The sequence below is a fragment of the Paraburkholderia sp. BL6669N2 genome, from assembly GCF_003387275.1.
In the GTDB taxonomy this organism is placed as follows: domain Bacteria; phylum Pseudomonadota; class Gammaproteobacteria; order Burkholderiales; family Burkholderiaceae; genus Paraburkholderia.
This window is the reverse complement of sequence record NZ_QUNA01000003.1, coordinates 36709-54735: the sequence shown is the minus strand read 5'-3', so window position 1 is coordinate 54735 and position 18027 is coordinate 36709. Positions and strand designations below refer to the sequence as shown.

General features: G+C 60.5%; 22 protein-coding genes. 8 read left to right on the top strand and 14 right to left on the bottom strand.

The window, feature by feature from the left end; genetic code table 11:
- Positions 1-605 precede the first annotated feature (605 nt).
- The 12 genes from B0G80_RS44095 to B0G80_RS44045 form a co-directional block, all read right to left on the bottom strand.
- Positions 606-968, bottom strand: coding sequence for a hypothetical protein (locus B0G80_RS44095; RefSeq protein WP_116124021.1), 363 nt, complete (start codon positions 966-968; stop codon positions 606-608).
- A gap of 45 nt (positions 969-1013) precedes the next feature.
- Positions 1014-1832 (bottom strand): PRTRC system ThiF family protein, encoded by an 819-nt coding sequence (locus B0G80_RS44090; RefSeq protein ID WP_116124020.1) that lies wholly within the window; start codon positions 1830-1832, stop codon positions 1014-1016.
- Positions 1829-2467, bottom strand: a complete 639-nt coding sequence (locus B0G80_RS44085) for a PRTRC system protein A (RefSeq protein WP_116124019.1) — start codon at positions 2465-2467, stop codon at positions 1829-1831. The genes B0G80_RS44090 and B0G80_RS44085 overlap by 4 nt, the downstream gene beginning before the upstream one ends.
- Positions 2464-3189 (bottom strand): PRTRC system protein B, encoded by a 726-nt coding sequence (locus B0G80_RS44080; protein WP_116124018.1) that lies wholly within the window; start codon positions 3187-3189, stop codon positions 2464-2466. The genes B0G80_RS44085 and B0G80_RS44080 overlap by 4 nt, the downstream gene beginning before the upstream one ends.
- A gap of 10 nt (positions 3190-3199) precedes the next feature.
- Positions 3200-4189, bottom strand: a complete 990-nt coding sequence (locus tag B0G80_RS44075) for a PRTRC system protein F (RefSeq protein WP_258879280.1) — start codon at positions 4187-4189, stop codon at positions 3200-3202.
- Positions 4190-4230: 41 nt separating this feature from the next.
- Positions 4231-4431, bottom strand: a complete 201-nt coding sequence (locus tag B0G80_RS47690; protein WP_258875825.1) for a hypothetical protein — start codon at positions 4429-4431, stop codon at positions 4231-4233.
- Positions 4432-4438: 7 nt separating this feature from the next.
- Positions 4439-4657: a PRTRC system protein C gene (locus B0G80_RS44070; protein WP_116124016.1), complete on the bottom strand. Its 219-nt coding sequence runs from the start codon at positions 4655-4657 to the stop codon at positions 4439-4441.
- Between the two features lie 11 nt (positions 4658-4668).
- On the bottom strand, positions 4669-5139 hold the full coding sequence (locus tag B0G80_RS44065) for a PRTRC system protein E (protein WP_116124015.1): 471 nt from the start codon (positions 5137-5139) through the stop codon (positions 4669-4671).
- Positions 5140-5225: 86 nt separating this feature from the next.
- Complete coding sequence (locus tag B0G80_RS44060; protein WP_116124014.1) at positions 5226-6908, bottom strand: PRTRC system ParB family protein; 1683 nt, start codon at positions 6906-6908, stop codon at positions 5226-5228.
- Between the two features lie 218 nt (positions 6909-7126).
- Complete coding sequence (locus B0G80_RS44055) at positions 7127-8152, bottom strand: N-6 DNA methylase (RefSeq protein WP_116124160.1); 1026 nt, start codon at positions 8150-8152, stop codon at positions 7127-7129.
- A complete protein-coding gene (locus B0G80_RS44050; protein WP_147310009.1) occupies positions 8149-8529 on the bottom strand; it encodes a hypothetical protein in 381 nt (126 codons plus the stop codon). The genes B0G80_RS44055 and B0G80_RS44050 overlap by 4 nt, the downstream gene beginning before the upstream one ends.
- Before the next feature lie 59 nt (positions 8530-8588).
- Positions 8589-8810, bottom strand: a complete 222-nt coding sequence (locus B0G80_RS44045) for a hypothetical protein (RefSeq protein ID WP_116124012.1) — start codon at positions 8808-8810, stop codon at positions 8589-8591.
- A 531-nt stretch (positions 8811-9341) separates the two neighbouring features.
- Here B0G80_RS44045 and B0G80_RS44040 point away from each other — a divergent pair.
- The 8 genes from B0G80_RS44040 (at position 9342) to B0G80_RS44005 (ending at position 14947) form a co-directional block, all read left to right on the top strand.
- Positions 9342-9866, top strand: coding sequence for a hypothetical protein (locus B0G80_RS44040; RefSeq protein WP_116124011.1), 525 nt, complete (start codon positions 9342-9344; stop codon positions 9864-9866).
- A 209-nt stretch (positions 9867-10075) separates the two neighbouring features.
- Complete coding sequence (locus B0G80_RS44035; protein WP_258875824.1) at positions 10076-10219, top strand: hypothetical protein; 144 nt, start codon at positions 10076-10078, stop codon at positions 10217-10219.
- A 51-nt stretch (positions 10220-10270) separates the two neighbouring features.
- Positions 10271-10969: a hypothetical protein gene (locus tag B0G80_RS44030; RefSeq protein WP_116124009.1), complete on the top strand. Its 699-nt coding sequence runs from the start codon at positions 10271-10273 to the stop codon at positions 10967-10969.
- Positions 10970-10976: 7 nt separating this feature from the next.
- Positions 10977-11417, top strand: coding sequence for a hypothetical protein (locus B0G80_RS44025; protein WP_116124008.1), 441 nt, complete (start codon positions 10977-10979; stop codon positions 11415-11417).
- A 69-nt stretch (positions 11418-11486) separates the two neighbouring features.
- Positions 11487-12707, top strand: a complete 1221-nt coding sequence (locus B0G80_RS44020; protein WP_116124007.1) for a DUF1173 family protein — start codon at positions 11487-11489, stop codon at positions 12705-12707.
- Positions 12708-12803: 96 nt separating this feature from the next.
- Positions 12804-13256: a hypothetical protein gene (locus tag B0G80_RS44015; protein WP_116124006.1), complete on the top strand. Its 453-nt coding sequence runs from the start codon at positions 12804-12806 to the stop codon at positions 13254-13256.
- 12 nt (positions 13257-13268) lie between these two features.
- Positions 13269-14213 carry a phage Gp37/Gp68 family protein gene (locus B0G80_RS44010; protein ID WP_116124005.1) on the top strand — a complete coding sequence of 315 codons (945 nt, stop codon included), beginning with the start codon at positions 13269-13271 and terminating at the stop codon, positions 14211-14213.
- Positions 14214-14275: 62 nt separating this feature from the next.
- Positions 14276-14947 carry a Lar family restriction alleviation protein gene (locus B0G80_RS44005; protein WP_116124004.1) on the top strand — a complete coding sequence of 224 codons (672 nt, stop codon included), beginning with the start codon at positions 14276-14278 and terminating at the stop codon, positions 14945-14947.
- 237 nt (positions 14948-15184) lie between these two features.
- Here the strand turns inward: B0G80_RS44005 and B0G80_RS44000 are convergent, their stop codons facing one another.
- A complete protein-coding gene (locus B0G80_RS44000) occupies positions 15185-15994 on the bottom strand; it encodes a hypothetical protein (protein ID WP_116124003.1) in 810 nt (269 codons plus the stop codon).
- 208 nt (positions 15995-16202) lie between these two features.
- Positions 16203-17369 (bottom strand): integrase domain-containing protein, encoded by a 1167-nt coding sequence (locus B0G80_RS43995; protein WP_116124002.1) that lies wholly within the window; start codon positions 17367-17369, stop codon positions 16203-16205.
- Positions 17370-18027: the final 658 nt, after the last annotated feature.

Genomic DNA, 18027 nt, shown 5'->3' with positions numbered 1-18027 from the left:
GCCTCGCTTTCACCGATTGGGGGTACCCGGCGCCGACGCCTTGACTTTTTCTGGCGGCTACGAAGATGGATCATCAAGTCCACTTCTAGCCGCCATGTCATCCCAGATCATTACCCTGTCGACACTGCACCGCTCGCTGCATAAAACGGTTGCCGGGCTCGCGCGCTTTGTGACCACCACACCGGAGGGTTAATGCGCTGCTCGATCAAAACGCGGTCGCCGCGATCGGCGTTAGTGGCGGAAAGGACAACCTACGACGAGGCAGTGCTGCTCGCAAGCGTTCGCACCCGCGTCGCGAAACTCGTCGGCATTGACATCGGGCACGGGACGGCCGACTCGGTCGTACAGCGGTGTGACGAACTAATCGCCGCGCGTAGCTCCACACAACCAGCAACGCGCCCACGCGACGACGTAGCAGGTGCAGTCACGACGCAAGCCGCGTTCGCCTTCTGAGACTACGCGATCGGACAGCGGGATTGAGCGGACGAAAAAAAACGCCATTCCCCGGAGGGAACGGCGCTCGTCGTCATAAGTTCAGTAGAGCGTCGCCCAAACAACACGTTTTTGGGCTTCCGATGCACTGGTACAACGCAAACAGCGGAAATTCAGCCTCGGTGGCCGAATGCATCCGGCGATCCCTCCCGCGCGCGTTGGCCAAGCAGCCGGACCGAATACGCCCCAGCAATGCTGCCTTCCATACCCGCAACGAGCGCCGCGACAGTGGCCTCGATCTCGATATGAGGCATGCCGCTGGGGAATATCGCAAAGCTACCCGCCAATACATTCTCGCCCGCGCTGGTGAATTCGCCGTCGGTGAGCCACCAGCGATCACACTCGCGCTCGAATCTTAGCCAGATGCTGGCCCGCTTCGGCGCGACAACGGTCTCGAACGTCTTGCTGAACGCGTCCACAATCCGGTCCTTGGCCCACCCGTGCTGCGACAGGCAATCAACAATCGCTTGTTTCATGATTCTCCGGTTAAAAAAAAGCCGCTTCCCGAAGGAAGCGGCATATCAGATTACGGCGGATTTTTTCCGGCTCCTGCGAGCCTTCTTCTCCGCCAGCTTCGGCGCTTCGTACCCGAAGCGAGCCCATGCAGCAGGATCAGTGGCAACCGGGTTCGTTCGCCCCGTTGTGAGGTTCACGAATACCGCCGACCAGTCGAGCGACCCGGTGCGAAACAGCGTCCACAACAGATTGAACGCCTGCACCGAGATCGCCTGATTGATGACCAGCGACTGCTTGCGCAGCGCGTCGGCCATCGAACAGGAAGGCATATCATCACCTTTATCATTCTTCGCATTCAGCAGGTCCGGAAACAGATCGCCCACATGGGGCAGCCTGTCATGCCGTGCCTTTCCGAACTCGCCGAGAATGACCTGGCCGCGATCCGTCTCATTGCCGCAGTCGAGGTAATAGCGGCACGATCCACGCTTTGCAGACTGCACAATCGCGTGGCGCGCGCGCCGGGTGTCGACGCAACCGATCACGAGGTCCGCCTGAAGGCGGACATTCGAATCAACACGGCGTGCTTCGGCCACCCAGCGCGTGCCCATCAGGTTGTTGAGCCGGTTCACAAGCAGCAGCGCCTTGTACTGGCCAACGTCGTTCGGATAAAACCCCTGCCGGCCGACATTCGTTTCGCTGACCGTGTCATCGTCGTACACCGTGCATTCGATTCCGCCGGGGTGTCCGAGCTCGATCATTGCGTGATGCAGGCGCGCGAGGCTTGGTAGCAATGCGCTACCGGTGCCACCCGCCCCCACGACGACCACCCGCCAGGCCTGCGTGAGCATGTGTTGAGGGATGCAGTGTCTGATGGCGGTGTTCATGCCGTCACCTCCGCTTTCAACGCCACGTGCCACGTTCCGGGAATTCCGCCCTGCTTCTCGAAAATCCCCTTCACACACAGACGGAATGCCGTCGACGGCGAACGATCACAATTACCGAGCACGAGCGCGAGCTTCACGTCATGCCGGTCATCATCGTTGTCCGTGCGAGAGAAAAATGCGTCGCCCGAACCATGCGAATGGCAGTCCACCACAACGCTTTCGCCTTCATCCAGCAAGGGTCGCTCGTACCTGAGATGACCCGGACCATGCGACAACGAAGGCAGCGACACCGTGCGAAACTGACCGGTGTGCCGATTCCAGACGATCCACGCCCCCGCTTCATTGGGCAGCGCAGCGTGCGCCATCCGGTAGAAAGCAGCGACGTGCTCCGCGGGTATGGCGCCGCACAGCAGTTCCGTCGATTCGGCGATCTCCCCGTAAGGAATCGCGGTGGCCACGTCATACCGCGCGATGCGGCGAACCACACGAATCCACGGCCGCTGCACTTCGAGCCAGATACCGTTGGCGGCAGTCAGCAGCCGTTCACCGTCTGTAGTCATGGGTTCCACCGCCTCACTGCGCGGCACCATAACGGACGGGAATGACTTCTGCAGAACCGTATCGAGTGCATTCATGCCACACCCCCAACCCGACCATTCACCAGCGCCAGCGCTGCAAACTTCGTTGGCACAAGACACTCCATCGGGAACGCTTCGCCGAACTTGCCGTCGAGCATGTCGCGCCAGAAGGCGTATTCACCATCCGTATAGCTCACGCGCTTGCCGCCTGCGTTTGGATGGGTGAATGCCGACTCAAAGAAACCCGCTTCCCAGCGGGGAATCGACGCGACGTCGACGCGCTTTGGAACACGTGCAGTCCCAATGCAGATACCGCCGTTGTCCCAGGTGTTGAAATAAGGCGGCTCGAACAGCTTTGTTCCGGCGGTGGGCCGATCTGCGTCCGCGACTGCGAAGACGCGAAAACCGACGTTCGACGCCTGAAACACCAGGCCGGGATGCGGCACGATCGCCGAGCGTTCGCCAAGCGTCGCGCACTTGAAGAACACCCTACGTAATGCCGGCGGGCACCACCACGTAACAGCGGCGGGAGACATCCCCAGCACTGTTGGCGGCAGAAATTCCGCTTTCGGTGCAGCGTGTTCCGCGAGCTTCGTCAACGCCGAAATGAGCGCGTCACGTTGCAATGGCCGTCCAGCGCCGATCGTGGGACGACCTTTCACAAGAGCGATCGGGTGCGCCGTGGCGAACACCGTTTCCTCAGGCCTTGCGCCATACAGCAGCAACGCGGACTGAAGTGACACATCCGCGCTGGCGCGGCCAGTCGTAATACCGGTCATGGGAAACTCCTTAAAGAATATGCGTCACGAGCGCCAGCAGGCTGTCGAGACGTTTGAGGATTGAAAACGCGAGCGTCCAGTCGGCGTATTGCCGGCGGATCGCACGCGCGTTGTCGCCCAATGCGATAAAGCCGTGATAGGTCGTGACCTCACCGCTCTGGGCTTCGCTATCGAAATGACAGTCGAGGATGTCGCCGATGAACTCGTTGCCATCGAAAACAATCCCGCATCCCGCGTAGACGGGGTTCGTCTCATACGAAGCGTTAAACAGCTTTCGTCGGCGCGTGCCGTGCATCAGGCGGTTAAGCCTGAGCAGTTCGGTGCAGACACGCCGAACCGTTCCTTTGCTTCTGTTGCGCAGGGTGAGCAGCTCGTCATCGGTCAACGCCTGACGAAGCCGCCAGCGACCGCCCGAGAAGACGGACGGTTCCGCATCCTCAGGACAGAGCATTGGCTTGACCGTCGAAGGCAGATACGCTTTTCGCGCCTCTGCGTCTTCGCCGAATCGCTCCTTGAGCATCTCCTCCGCATCCGCGTCGGTGATGCTCTCGTCGCCTTCCCAGTACCAGCAAGCGAACTCGTACATGAACCAGTCCGGCGTACGCAGCCAGACCGTGCGCCAGGCAGCACGATTGATGACAGACATGACCGTACGCAGGAGCAACGGGTGCGCCGCGCGTAACCTGCCCACCATTGGCCCGAAGGAACAGAGCCACTCCTCGGGCGACTCCAGCGTAAAGAACAGCGACGAAGGATCTTCGTCGTTGTTCGCGGTGCCCGTGTGCTGGAGAACATCCCGCACTGCGAGGCTGTCGAAGAGACACGGTTTTAGCGTGATGCGCTTGAGCGATGCGGTTTGGCGCTTCACCCAGGCAAAAAAAGCCTGCTGGAACGCGTCCCCCGCATCAATCGGATTGCTCACGTCAGCGGCGAGCAACGGACCATGCAGGAAATGCTTTCTGGCGAGTCCCGTCAGGGAAACGTCCGCACGCCACTTCACGCGCGCCTCGACAGGAACATCGTCGGCGACGTCCGGAAGCGTCAGAAAATCAACGGCAGATCCACGTCGGGCAACGGCAGCGCGTGGCGGTTGCCACGACCCACCGGCGCCGAGAGCGAGGTGCGAATCAGTTGTTGCAGGATCGAAGAGCATGAGCGGGCTTCCTCGTCATATAAAAAAACCGCCCTCTCGGGCGGTTCCTGGTTGAATGCCGCATCCTTACCGGACAGGGCCTTGAGCAAAGCGTCTCTACGCATGAGAGCCTTTTGCACCCGCCGCGCGGACGAACGTGTAGCGCATCACCGTGTCCTTGATCTCGGGCCCGTCTACGGCGGCCGTCGTCAGTTCCGGATACTGCGCGGTGTAAAGATCGCGAACCTGGTCGGGCGTGAACGCGGGGCCCGGATCGAGCAGGTTCATGCCGTTGTAGGCAAATTCGCGGATCACTGCGGCGATGGAGATAGACATGGGAAATCTCCTTAACCGAGAAGCGACAGGAGATCCGTGCCCTTCGGCTCGGCCGATGCCGATGCGGGTGCGGCTGTTGCCGATGCGGGAGTCGAATCCGACGCTTGCGCCTCGTCTTCGTCTTCGCTCTCGTCTTCGTCCGCCGCGCTGTTCGAAGCCGGCGCGGGTTGCACCTTTTTCGAACCGCCCTGCAACGCCTTCTGCGCCTTGCCGACCTGCGACTTCTTCGCTTCGTCGAGGATCGCCGCCGTGACGGCAACCTGTTCCTCGAGCGATTTGTGCGAACCCGCATAGGTCAACAGTGCATTGGCGAAACCCTCGTCGAGTTCAATTGCCGTCGCCGTGAGGACGAGCGGCTGGCGCAAGGCCGGGTCCGTCGCGCCGTGCGGCACGACAAACACCGCCAGCTGGTCGCCGGACGCCTGCAGGGTCATGACAACCTTGCCGGACGAACGCACAAGCGCTTCGAGTTGCTGAAACATAAGAGACTCCAGAAAATTAAAAAAAGCCGCGCGGGGCGGCGTATACATATAGAGGGGGAACGGGGCGCTGAACGCGCCCCGCCAGATCAGAACTTCAGAACCTTCGGCAGCTTGCCCGCGTAGTCGAAACCTTCGACCTTGAGCAACGCCTCGATGACTTCCGGCTTGGATTTCGCGAAGACCTTTTTGAAGTTGTCGCCAAGCGCGGCACGAATGCCAAGCTCGTCGGCGAGAACGGTCATTTCGGACTTCGTGATCAGCTCCAGAAACTCCTTGTCGAGCTTCCAGTGCTTTTTCAGATCCAGCTTGTGCGACTTGCAAAGCTGGGTGAGGTTGGTCACCTCGAGCCCTTCGATCGCTGCGAACAGCATTGCGATCATCAGGTCGGCCTGCTTGCTTTCGTTCGTTGCCTGCACGGCGTCGATCGCTTTAGGCAGATTGGCGAGCGGTGCTTCACCCTCCGCGATCCGCTCGAAAAACTTGCGGAACGACGCGTCATCGATCTGACGGGCGTGGCCACTGAGCACGATTGCAATCAGGTACTGGCGAGCCAGTTCGTGATTCATGCCGATGTCCACGCGCAGCGCTTTGCGCCAGAGCTTCACGCGATACGCCTTCACCTTCTCGGACTCGGCGATGACCGTGACCGAGGGATTGGTGGAGGCCGGTGCACTGGCTGACTTGCTGCCCGCGCTGTTCGCGCTCTTCGCCGCCGGCGCCGACTTCGCACCTTCGGCCTTCTCCGGCTGTTTTGCAGCCTTTTCAGCCTGGATGCGAGCCGCCACCTTCTTCATGTTGCAGACGGTGTCGAAGCATTGGCCGCGATAAACCTTACCGACCGAATCAGGGAGGCCGCTCACTGCCGCGCCGTAATTTGCGCAACCGTGACAGGCTTTCGCCTGTTCGAGACCAACGCCGTTCGTGCCGTCGACAGCCAGTTGCACGCGCGTATTGTTGTCCCCTGCCCGCACGATACGAACGGTCTGGAACTCATCGCGCAGGCCTGCCGCTGTCGCTTCAAGCTGCTTCTCCGTTTTCTCGTTGAAGCAGGTGCGGTTAGTACAGTTTCCCGTACCGATCGCTTCGCCAAACATCTGTGCCTGCGTTGACGAGTTGTGCGGGCACCCCGCACAGTCCGTCTTGTCGAAGATGGCAGGAGCCAACGCGCACGACGCCGATTCCACCAGCTTGCGCACATCAGCGGCCGACCGCTTCTCAGCGACAACGACAGGCAGGACCTTGTCCTGATTCTCTTTCGAGAGTGCCGCCAGCAGTTCGGCGTGAGCGATATTGATCTTTCGCTCGCTCAATGCATCGAGCACCGCCGTCGAGCAGTTCAGGAGCGCAAGACGGCTATCCAGCGTCGCGCGCGACCAGCCAAGAATCTTGGCCGTCACGTCGCGATCGCCGCCCTGCAGACCGAGCAGCTCCGCAGCGTCACGGGCTTCCTCGGTGGGAGACAGGTCGTCGCGCTGGATGTTTTCAGTAAGCGCAATACGCCGCGCTTCGACGTCGTCGACGTCCTTTACGACGATGGGCATCGGAAAGTCTTCGCCGTGAGCTTCCATGGCGCCGCGATAGCGACGGCCACCGGCGATAACCTCATAGTCAAAATCGTCCTCAACGACCGGACGGACGATGATCGGCGTGTCAACGCCGTGTGCCCGGATCGACTCAGTCAGCTCCGACATCGCCTTCGGATCGAAGTACGTGCGGGGATTGCGACCGATTTTGATGCGCTTGAGGGGAGCAGTAAGTTGTTGTTGCATTGCAGGTTCTCCGAAGAGGGAACCTGCCCCCGGTCGGGAGTGGTTCCCGATGGGGTCAAAGATGAAAAGCCGGGCAGTGCCGGCGCGGTCGATGCGTCAGAGACGCGGTAGGTATGGCTAAGATAACGTCTTAAGAAGCCGCGTCCAGACCGAAAAGATTGAGAATTCCGCCCCGCTTTCGAAAAAAAAGGCCCACCGTTATCGGGTGGGCCTTGCTCTCAGAAGAGGGTCAACTGGTCGATCGTGTCGAACACGGTGCGCTCTCGCGTACCGCTCGCCAGCGACTGCTCGAAAAGGTCGGCTAGCGACATTCGATCGCCCGCGCTTCGCTCAACCACGGCGGTCACCAGATCGCGTTCCAGCACCGCCACGTCCGACGTCTCAGCTTCAGCCGCGAAAGCGGCCTCCGCCTCAATCTTGTGCGTCCCTGCGGCTTCCGCCACGGGTTGCCGTTCGGGAGCAACAGCCTCGCGAAGCAGATCCGCTTCGAGTCGCCGCCGCAGTTTGAACGTCCAGCCGCCGAGAATGTGTGCCGGCGTGTACCAGGTGCCCCACACCTCCATCGACAGCGCGTTGCCGTGCACGACCGTTGCAGGTACATGCAGTAGCGACAACTGGACGTATGTCATATGCACGCAGCAGGCATCAATATCTATGCATGTTGCGTGCATCGCTTGCTGATAGTTCGTGCCAGCAGCGAGCAGCGAGTCTGCGGCCGCGATTACCATGCCGCCCGCACCACAGGCCGGTTCATTCACCCGGATAAATCCGCGGCGCGCAACCTCCGCACCAACGTCTCCCATCACCATCATCGACATCATCCGGGACACGCTGAAAGGCGTGAAGAACTGCCCCGTCCGGTCATTGCCGAGCCCCAGCATCATGTAGGTTTCGCCAAGGACGTCCGTCAGTCCACCGCTAACAGGCAGGCCGTCGGACGTTTGCTTGCCGAGCACCGCGACGCGCTGTTCAAACGACTCGACAAGCAGACCGAGCATCTGCGGGAACCGGTCAACTTCGTCCCGCTTGTACTTTCCAACGATGTCGAGGTAGCGTTTCTCTCGCGTTTCGAACTGCGCGCGATCGACACTGTTGCTGATCGCGAGCGCGCTCAGTTCCACGAAGTCGGAGAACACCGCGTGAAGACGGTGACAGTGAGAAAACGACTGGATGAGTTTGACGAGTTCCTTTTGCGCGGAATCGGCAGTCAGGTCGTGTTTGCGTTGCGCAGATTTTCGGCTCACAGCGAACACTCCCCCGCGCCGAGTCTCGCGCGGAGAACCGCATACAGCCAGTCGAAGTCGGGGACCTCGCCCAGCGCAAGCGAGCGCTCGATATCGAAGCCGGCTGCCTCGAAGATCGTTGCACGATGGATCACCGGCCGCTTCGCCCCGACCGTAAATTCGTCGCGAGCCTTGAAGATAATGCGCATGGCCAGCGTCTCGTACGTGCGCCGTAGCTCGTCGACCACCTGGGTGGTAGCTGGCACGCGCACGGCGGGGTCGTGACTATCGCTAAAGAGGCGTTTTTCAGTTGCGGCGACTGCACTGTAGTGACGCCATGCAGCAGTCTGGGCGTCGATAAAGGTCTGGATAAAGTGGTTAAACATGCCGGATTCCATAGGTAATCCGGGGCACATCCCCAACGGGGTGGCCCCGTTGGGTGAGTGAATACTGCTGGCTAGACGCGGTAATGAGCGCGCACGCGACGGCGCCGCTCGGCGAAAGGACGGCCCCCGGTGATCGAAACCGGAGCGGCAGCGACCAGATGGCGTAGCGCTGCCGCGCGGAACTGTGGCGAGTAACGCTTTTTCGCGCCAACGATCCGCAGCAGTTGGTCATGAGAAAGACCATGCGTCTGCCAGACCATCAGTCCGAAAGAGAAAAGACGTTGGCGATTCATGCGAGCTCCTACGATTGGATGGGAGCACGCCCGCAACGGGTGTGGAGCCCGTCGGGGTAAATGAAGACCGCCGGCTTGTCGCAGGCGGGTGGTCGATGCGTCAGGGACGCGAGAGATGCAACGATGGTATCGGGTCGAGCCTGCCATGCACGCTCGAATGAGCACGACTTTGGCGTGCCTTTCGCCCGCAATCGCGCACGAATCAGAGCGAAGATATCCACAGATTCGTTTGATAACTCTGTGGATTACCTGGCCCTACGACCCCTTCTCGCCCCGCCCATAGGGCGATGCGAACAGTCCACCTCTAACGCGTGCAGGAGCGACGCCCCCGTGAGCCGGCTCACGGTCTTAACCGCAAAAGCTCCAGAAAACCATATAGCTTTCAGCCCGGGACGGAAACCGGAAAGCGGTGGCGATGCACCGCAAAGACGCGTGGATCTCTGTCCCTGTCGGGCGCTTGACTTCCCTGAAATCGCTACAGAATCGGTGTGGGCGCGATTGCCCTGATGCTTACTTATAGGAAAACCCCAAATGATCAAGACCCTCCTCGCCTGTTCTATGACTGCTTCTCTCTTTTCTGGCGCGAGCGCCGCCCTGGCCGCCGACGTAGCGCCGACCTCCTACACGCTCGAGTACCGGCTGGCTGGCCCGACCGGCGAGGTAGTGGAAACGGGACGTACAACGCTTTCGCGACGCAATCCCGTCCAGATGATGACAAGCTATGTGCGTGTGAGTTACGTCGCGTCCTGCCGCCCGGACTCGGGCCTCGTCAGTAACGAGCCAAAGTGCGACGTCGACACGGTCGATATCGGCAATACGCTACAGCTTGCTCTCGACGATGCAACTCCCGAGACGGTGTCGCTGACCGCATGGGTGAATCGCGAGACGTTAGACGGCATGCAGACGATTCAGCACGACGGTTTCGCTACACAGCGCCCACTTTCGCACGGCTGGAGCGACAGCAAGACGGTAAAGGTCACGACCGGCGACTCCATAACCATGGCTCTGCGGGACCAGTACAAGCTGACGCTGCATCCGCTTCGCGCGACGGAATGAGAGTCGGAGTATGCGGCAGGCTTCCGCGACCGGTACCAGTACCGGTACCGGAAAGCTACGGCAAACGTGGAGTCTTTTGCTTTCCGCCGCCTGCGCCTGCGGCAGCAGAATGACTTACACCCGCGCGCGCGGACATGAATCCCGAGCCCAACCCAATGCCGCAATCCTCATCCCAGCCGAAGGTGGTCACGCCACTATGGAGGCGACGCGTGCGCTACCCCGCTGGGAACGCGCGGCTCCGCGAAGGCTTCGTCACTCGCCATGACCGGATCTCCGGGACGGTAATCGTGCTGGACGACTTCAACGGCTCGTTCTGGCGAGGGCCGGACACCGACGTTGAAGTCATCGTGTGAGCGCGCGGTCCTTTCCTCACACCCAATCAGACACAGACCACTGGATACCCTATGGCAAACGCTAACTACCCTGTGAACTCAGCCGGCAGCGCGGCATTCGTCGCAACCGTTTCAGCATTGGTTTTTGCATTTCTTGTCCCGATCTGCAGCGCTGACGGAGTCATTCAACCCGTGGTTGTTGCCGTCCTGGCCGGCATCTTCGCTGAGATGTCGCGGCGCCACGCGGTTCGCAAGCTCGTCGCGAGCCTGAACGCGACAGACCCCGATGCGTTTCTTGCTGTTTATATTAACGGTGCGCAGGTCGGCTCGATCGCGTCGATCGACGCCATTTCGCTGAAGCTTGACTCACTTCGTGATCCTCGAAACTACGCGGCCCAGTTCGCGAACATCATTGGCTTCGCAGGTCGCGGCACGCTTGCCGCACTCATATTGGTGCCGCTGATGCTTTTCTGGATCTGCGTGGTCTCAGCGTGGATTTCCCCCGCTACCTTCCAGACTACGATGTCCATGATCGTCCGTCTGCAGCCGGCAGACCTCGCGCGTGCTGCGACCCAGATTCTGGTTGCCACGCAGATAGTATTCATGTTCGTCATCGCAACCAGCTTCAGCTTCGGCGTTGACCTTGGGCTTGCGAACGTCTTTCGCAGCGCTGTTCACCGTCGCATTCGACTCAAGATCAATTGCGCCAGCGAAGGCAAGCTGTATTTCAGTCCTGCGACCCGCACGGTCGGCCGTGTCCAGCCAGCGTGAGGCGTCCATGTTCGTTGAATTCGTCATCGTGCCGATCGTCGGTTGTCTCCTACTTCTGACCGCCGCGTGGCGCGCTCTGAGCGCTCTGGCATCTGCCCTGCACTGGTCATCGTGGGCGCCCACCGCTGTTATCGCGGTTGTTATCGCGGGTGTCGCAGGAACACTGCTGGGGCTCGGGCGACTGCACTCGCTTCGAGAAGAGATTCGCATGCGTCGTGAACACAGGGAACAAGTCGCAATGGAGCAGCGCTACCCCGGCTGCCACGTGCTCCGACTGTCGAACGGTAACTGGTTTCTGACGGACAGATCTACGGGCCGCGAGTACCAGCCAACCGAGGAAGCGCACCACTCGTTCACATTGGGCAGAACGCGCGACGGCTCGAGCAGATGGCTGCAGCAAATCTCCGAAGATCTGCGCGCCTCCGGGAAAAGCCGTTCGAGCCGGTGACTTAGCCCTGTCCCATATCCCATTCAAAGCCATGGCCGCCGTTGCGGCCATTTTCTATGGCGGTCCATTATGGTCAACGTGAGTTTCGACGGCGGCACATTCCCGCTGACCGACGTGCAGGAAAACCCTGCCCGGTACGTGAGGCGCCTTGAGCGCGCAAAGGTCACACCCGGCTATGCCACCTGTGAGTGCGCGACCCAATCCCCGCCTCTCCAGCTCGTGATTCGCCGTTACGGCTCTCTGCTCCATCTGGCCGGGTGGCCGGACGACGGTCACCGGCATAAGCGAGGCTGCGCATTTTTTAAGGACCCCGACATCACAAAGCCTGTGAGCGGCTCTGACGCGAAGGCAGCAATACTCGCGACGCCCGCCGGGCTGAATGTCAAACTCGACGCCTCGCTTATTCTGCGCGAAGCGACTATCGGGTCACGCGGCTCGCCGGCGACGCCGTCTAACCGCACGACCCGCCGCTCGGCCAGCTTGCTCGCATTCCTGCAGACGCTATGGGCCGAAGCTGGCCTCAACCAGTGGACAGGCACGACGACATCCCGTCATTGGGGGCAATGCACTGCTCAGCTCCTCGCCGAGGTCGGAACCGCGCTTATCAATGGCGCCAACGCACAGGATGTTCTGCACATCATGCGCCGGTTTGACGAAGCCGATCGTGCGGCAATAAACGCTGAATTCGACGCCTTTATCAGTCGCCTGGACGTCAACAATGGGAGGACGAAGCGAGGACTGGTCATCGGCGAGATCAACGAAGTTTCGCCCACTCAGTATGGGCACGCATTGAGCCTCCGACAAAGCGCACGTAAGTACTACGCCAGCACAACCCTGGTCGATCACGCGGCGCGGACGTATCCGCACGCGTGGCGTGCGCTTGGCGATCGCGCGGCGCGGGTCATTGCCCTCCTTCTCGTTGAGCGCACACCAAAGGGTCACCTGAAGCTCGTCGATCTCGCGGCCATGCTGTGCTCCCGCGCTTTCCTGCCATGCGACTCCATGCCAGAGGTTGCTATGGCCAACCGGCTGGTCGCGGAGGGCCGGGATTTTCAAAAACCGGTTCGTCTGAACGACGGCGACGACATGCTGCCCGACTTCGTGTTGCGTGACACGCCCATCGACACTCACGTTGAGGTCTACGGGATGAACGGTATCGAGCATTACGAAGCTCGCAAGGAACAGAAGCGCGCTCTGCGCTCGGCGCGGCAGATCCCGGTCGTCGAATGGAACGTCGATCGCGAGGTGCTCGAAGCCGTCCGGCTCCCGCCCGCAAACAAACATCGGTAGCCGCAAGCGTGTGCCCCGCTCACTTGACTTCCGAATGAGACGCGCACACTCAATTCATCCCCGTCCCTGAGCGGGCGACATAACATCGGAGTTCGTATGCAAGGCAAGTCGTTCTTTCTGGACCGCGCGACATCGCGCTCCCTGGACTGGGTCGGGCGATTTCCGGCGCTCGGCTGCGCATCGCACGATCCGCAATCCATTTCCAGCGGACGACAGGTGGTCGTGGCCTCTCTGCATGAGGATGGCGTACGCTGCGTCTTCTTCAGCGCCGTCGGATCGGTGCTCGATTTCACAGCCACGTGGGGCGAACTTGAGCGGGCGAAGACGTGGTGGTATTTCGTCCAGCGCTGGTATTTCTGGATTGTTCCTGACGACCGGACGTTTGCCAGGATAAACGTCACCGCGTGCGCGCTGGACCATATGATCGCTCCCTCCCTTCACGACGCTGCGAACGACGAGGCGCATCTAAGATGGCTTGATGGTCTCGAAGCACGCGCCCGGCGCTGCGGCACCCTCGCAGCTTCACGTCCTGATTTCGAAACGGCCTGAGGATTACCGGACATGGGCACAAGCACCGCGATTGAATGGACGGACAGCACGTGGAGTCCGTGGGAGGGCTGCCAGAAGGTAGGCCCGGGCTGCGATCACTGCTACGCGGAGGCGATGAACCGATGGCTGCGTAGCGGAAGCAACTGGGGCCCCGGCGCGCCGCGACGGACCTACAGCGAGACGCACTGGAAAAAGCCGCTGCGATGGAACGCCGACGCCGCCGGAGCCGGCCGTTACAGGAAGGTTTTCCCGAGCGTATGCGACCCGATTGATAATGCCGCACCGGAAGGAGAACGGAAACGTTTCGCCGAACTCATCCGGAGCACCCCCCATCTCATATGGCTACTGCTTACCAAACGTATCGGCAACGCAGGGCCTATGTTGAAAGCGATGTTTCCCGATGGGACGCCTGAGAACGTGTGGCTCGGCGCGACATTTGTCAACCAGGACGAAGCAAATCGCGACATTCCCAAACTCATTGACGCCCCTGCCAGCATCCGGTTTCTATCGATGGAGCCGTTGCTCGGAGAAGTAAGCCTCTACGACTGGATCGGTCCGTGGGGTAAGCCGGGGCAGTTGCAGGCGCCACCGATGATCGACGGCGTTTTCGTTGGCGGAGAAAGTGGCCGCGGAGCGCGCCCAATGCATCCGTCCTGGGCGCGCTCCCTGCGCGACCAGCGCGACGACGCCGGCGTCGCTTTCCACTTCAAGCAATGGGGCGAGTGGGCACCAGGATACAGTTGCGCTGGCAACGACCTCATCGATCGGGACCGGCGCAATATCGCCAGCGGATTCTTCGACTACAACGGTCGCTGGAACTCACTGGGGCCGAACACATTTCGTCAGACGATCGACAGGATCGGCAAAAAGGCCGCCGGTCGTCATCTCGATGACCGCCTGCACGACGATTTCCCTCAAAGTAACCCTATCGCAAGGAAAGGTCCTTTCCAAATGTAAATTCGGCTTCTCGCGCGCGCGGTGTACGACGATAATTCAAACCAAACACCGACGCCCCCAAAATGTACGAACAGCTCTATCCCTGCGACCACTGCGGTGGCCGCGGCACGGTTGGATTCTCCCAACGTGTCGTCGCTGAGATCGGCCAGCCCGGCTTCGACTATGGAAAGTTTGGCCGCGAGGCCGGCCCGCCAAAAATCGGAGACGTCACACCGCGGCCCCCATTCGCCCCCCAAACCGAGAAGCTCGCGTGCGTTCACTGCGCCGATTGCGGTATGTCGACGCCCTGGATACCGATAGGCTCGGACGAAGCAGCTGCTCTAAACGAGGCAGCGCGGATCTGGAACAGGCGCCTCGCGCGACCGAAAGTCACGGAAGGCGACCTGCGCGATCTGATTGAGAAGGAACTGGGTGCGTGCGACATGCAGATGGTCATCGACATGCTTGCCCGCAATGCTGACGACTGGGAAACGCGCGGCCCCATCTTTTCCGCGCTCGCGCAACGGCTGGTCGACGCCAGCGTTTCAACGATCGAGAGCTGGCCGATAGACCCGGTCCTGCAGGACGCCGCCCGATACCGAAAGCTTGTCCAGCTTGCGAAATGGGTAGATATCGACGGCCAGCGCTACGTCCAGTTCCCGAAGATCCCAACGCCACCGGAACACGACGATTGCCTGTTTGAAGACCGGATCGCACTTGCGGTTGACGGAATGCCGGACCGCGACCGCTGGTAGCGCATATACCCAGATGCCGCGGCTCTGGTCAAGGGCGATTCTTTGAAGGCGAGCCATAAAAAAGCCAACGCCAGTAACAGGCGTTGGCCCAAGACCTTTAAACACACACCGGGCAGGGATCAGCTACCTGGTGCCCCGGATTACGGCAACTCGGCGCCGGTTCTTTAGCATCCTCGGTATCGAGGTTGGGCTCGAAGGAACGCGCGACCAAGGTTATCGGCGCGCGGCGCCCATCTTTTATTGGTTAGGACTCTGCGCTGGTGCCGATGCTTGTGCTGGTGCTGGTGCTGTGTCCAGCGTCCGCAGCACCACGTCTGCAAGCGGGATCTGGATTGTCTTGCCCATGTCGTAAAGCGCAACGCGATCGGGCGATTGTGCGACGACAAATCCCCGCGCAATCTCTTTCCCGTTACTGATCGCTTGATAACACGTCATCCTGGAGTGCTCACAACCCTTGTCAAATTCCCGGATGTCATTCTTCGCGACGTCCTCACCAACCGCCTGACCTATCGCCGAGGGGATCGATATCAGCGGAGGAACAAACAGGCAAAACCAAAAGGCGCTAACGAGAAAAAATAGGATGGCCATCACCATCCCGATGTATTCGCGTAGGCGCGGGTGGCCTGTCAGTAGTGCGCGCGCTCCCTTTACACGGACTTTGCTACTGGCGAGAAACGGCGATATCACCGCGAACGCAACAGGCAATGCCGCAAAGTAGATCAAAAACACGACGGTCATGACGAGTAGCTTCGTCACATGTCCGCCAAGCCAGTTCTGAAAGAGGATAGTCGCGTGCAGCCCACCCCAGACGGCCAGCACGAAATGTGTTGGGTGATCCGCCGGAAAAGCGCCGTTGAAGACTGCGAATTTTCCTAGGTAGGCGTTGTAATAGGCGTCGCCGAGTGAATAGGCGATCCCCGCCGCTATCAGTCCGAACACTGACGCGATAACTGCCCAAGGCCAATCGCATATTTTCTCGAAAATCGAATCGCGAGGCGGCTTGCCGTCGGTCGTCGTTATAACGAGGTCATCTTTGGGGGACTTCATCGACACTCCTGGGTTAGAGACGTTCATTAAAGAGGCGGACAGTGGCTGCCAGCCTCATGGACAGCAGAAAAAAAAGCCAGCTGCAGGAGCCGGCTTCGAAAGTGGTTCTGGCGTTCCCGGGGGGGCCCGCAACCAGAACCAGAGAGACGATTTATTGTGCCTGTTCCGCCGTCGCGCCCGGAGGGCGTATGAAGCCCTCTTTCGGGTGTCATTCGTGGCGTTGCGAGTCGGCCACCGCGAGGGAAGCATGCGCCCCCAGAATGCGATACAGCGCTTGCCTGGAGATGCCCAAAGCGGCCGCCGCATGACTCTTGTTTCCATCGGTGTTCATTAGCGCCGAGCGCACTTCGTCCAGTGATGGCAGCTTCCTCTGCAGCCGGTCCTGCTTCGCGAAAGTGGACAGGTATGCGTTCGCTTTGGCCACCCGGCTATGCCCCGCCGCTTCGACAACCCGCCGCATCGCCTCTTCGTGCAACTTCGGATCTGGCCTCGCATCTACTCCCTTGATAGCTGCCGGCACGCCAGTGGTCTCTTTATAGAGCGTCTGCAGATACTCGTGGCGCAAGCCGTGACTCGTTATCCCCATCCCCCGCTTGGTGATGCCATGTTTCTCGAGAACGTAGTAATACCAGTCTCGCCATTGGCGTAGGGTCCTGTCGGCCGGCACTGTCGAGCCCGTCAGCCCGTTGCTGAGCGTCGCCGCTTCTTCAAGGATTCCGATTTTCGTCTCTATCGGGACCTCGCGTGGCCGGCCACCCTTCGTGCCACGCGTCACGGCAAGCAACCGTGGATTGCGCGCGGCCTCAGCTGGACGGAGCATGAAACTCTCCTCGATGCGCAAGCCGAATGCGGCCTGCAACTTGAGCTGGACAGCCGTATGTGGGCACGTTCGCGCAATCTGCTCGATCTTCGCCGCAGCGTCGACGCCATGTGCTATCCATGACTTGTCCTCCGTCGCCACATAACTTCGCTTGAGACCGAGAGCATCGCGGTCCGCATAGTCGTCAAGCGAGCCGACCAGATTCGTCTTGCCCATCCATTGCGCTATCGCGCGAAGATAGGTCAGCTTGTTTTCAATGGTGCCGCCAGTCTGTCCGGCCGCGACCCACGAACTGACCAGAAACGCCACATGCTTGTGTTTCAGAGACCAGGGCGTCCGCAGGAAAAAGCCGCCGTCCAGTAGTTCCCTAAAAGCCTTGCACAGTTTGGCCACCCGATATTCCTGCGTCTTGATCGACAACGCACGGCCGCTTATCCGCGTGGTGCTATGAACGCGCGCCACGTTCTCGTCAAAAAGCTTGAGCAACGCATCCCGGAGTTCGGGACCAAAACCATAGCTATTGACGATTGCCCTTACGTTGAGAATTGCCGCCATCCGAAATCCTTTGCAACGCTGCCGCGCTGCCTTCGAGACATTATCCGACCCTACGGTCGCAGCATCCCTACCTGATGCTGTCACCCGACCGCACGGGTTTGTTATTCGTTCCCCCGCCTGTTTTCGGCGGCTGCGCCGTATCCCCGGCGCGGGGTCCTGCCTTCCAATCCTTTAGCGATTCCATCCGATCGACCAGACACATGGGAAGAGCATGCGTCCGACCGTCCAACCTGCTGCCTGCCAGCATGAATAGCGCTTCGCGCAATCCACCCCCGGCGTTTCGCGCGTCGCCTCGCGGCGCTTGCGCTTGGCGGATCGCTCCGCTGTGTGCAGCTTCGTGGCTACCCTGCCAGCACTACCGTTTTTCGGTTGCGTGCTCCTGCCGGGGAAATCCCGTTACGCGTTCTTGTACGGCCGCGGTACGCCGTTTCTTCTTCCGTCAGGGAATCGCGGAGATCCGGTCTTTCCGGTCCGCAAGGCTTCCCCCGCCCCCAAGTCACTCATCTCAACCGCGGTGTATCGGGTTTCGTGAGCGCACCCAGCCGTAGCTGTAAGGGCGTGTTCAGACGCCGCTGAGACGTGGAAAGTGTCCGGTGTCCGGTCTCTCCACATGTCCTCAACGCGTCACAACGCGGCAAACCGCCGCCAATCGTATGGA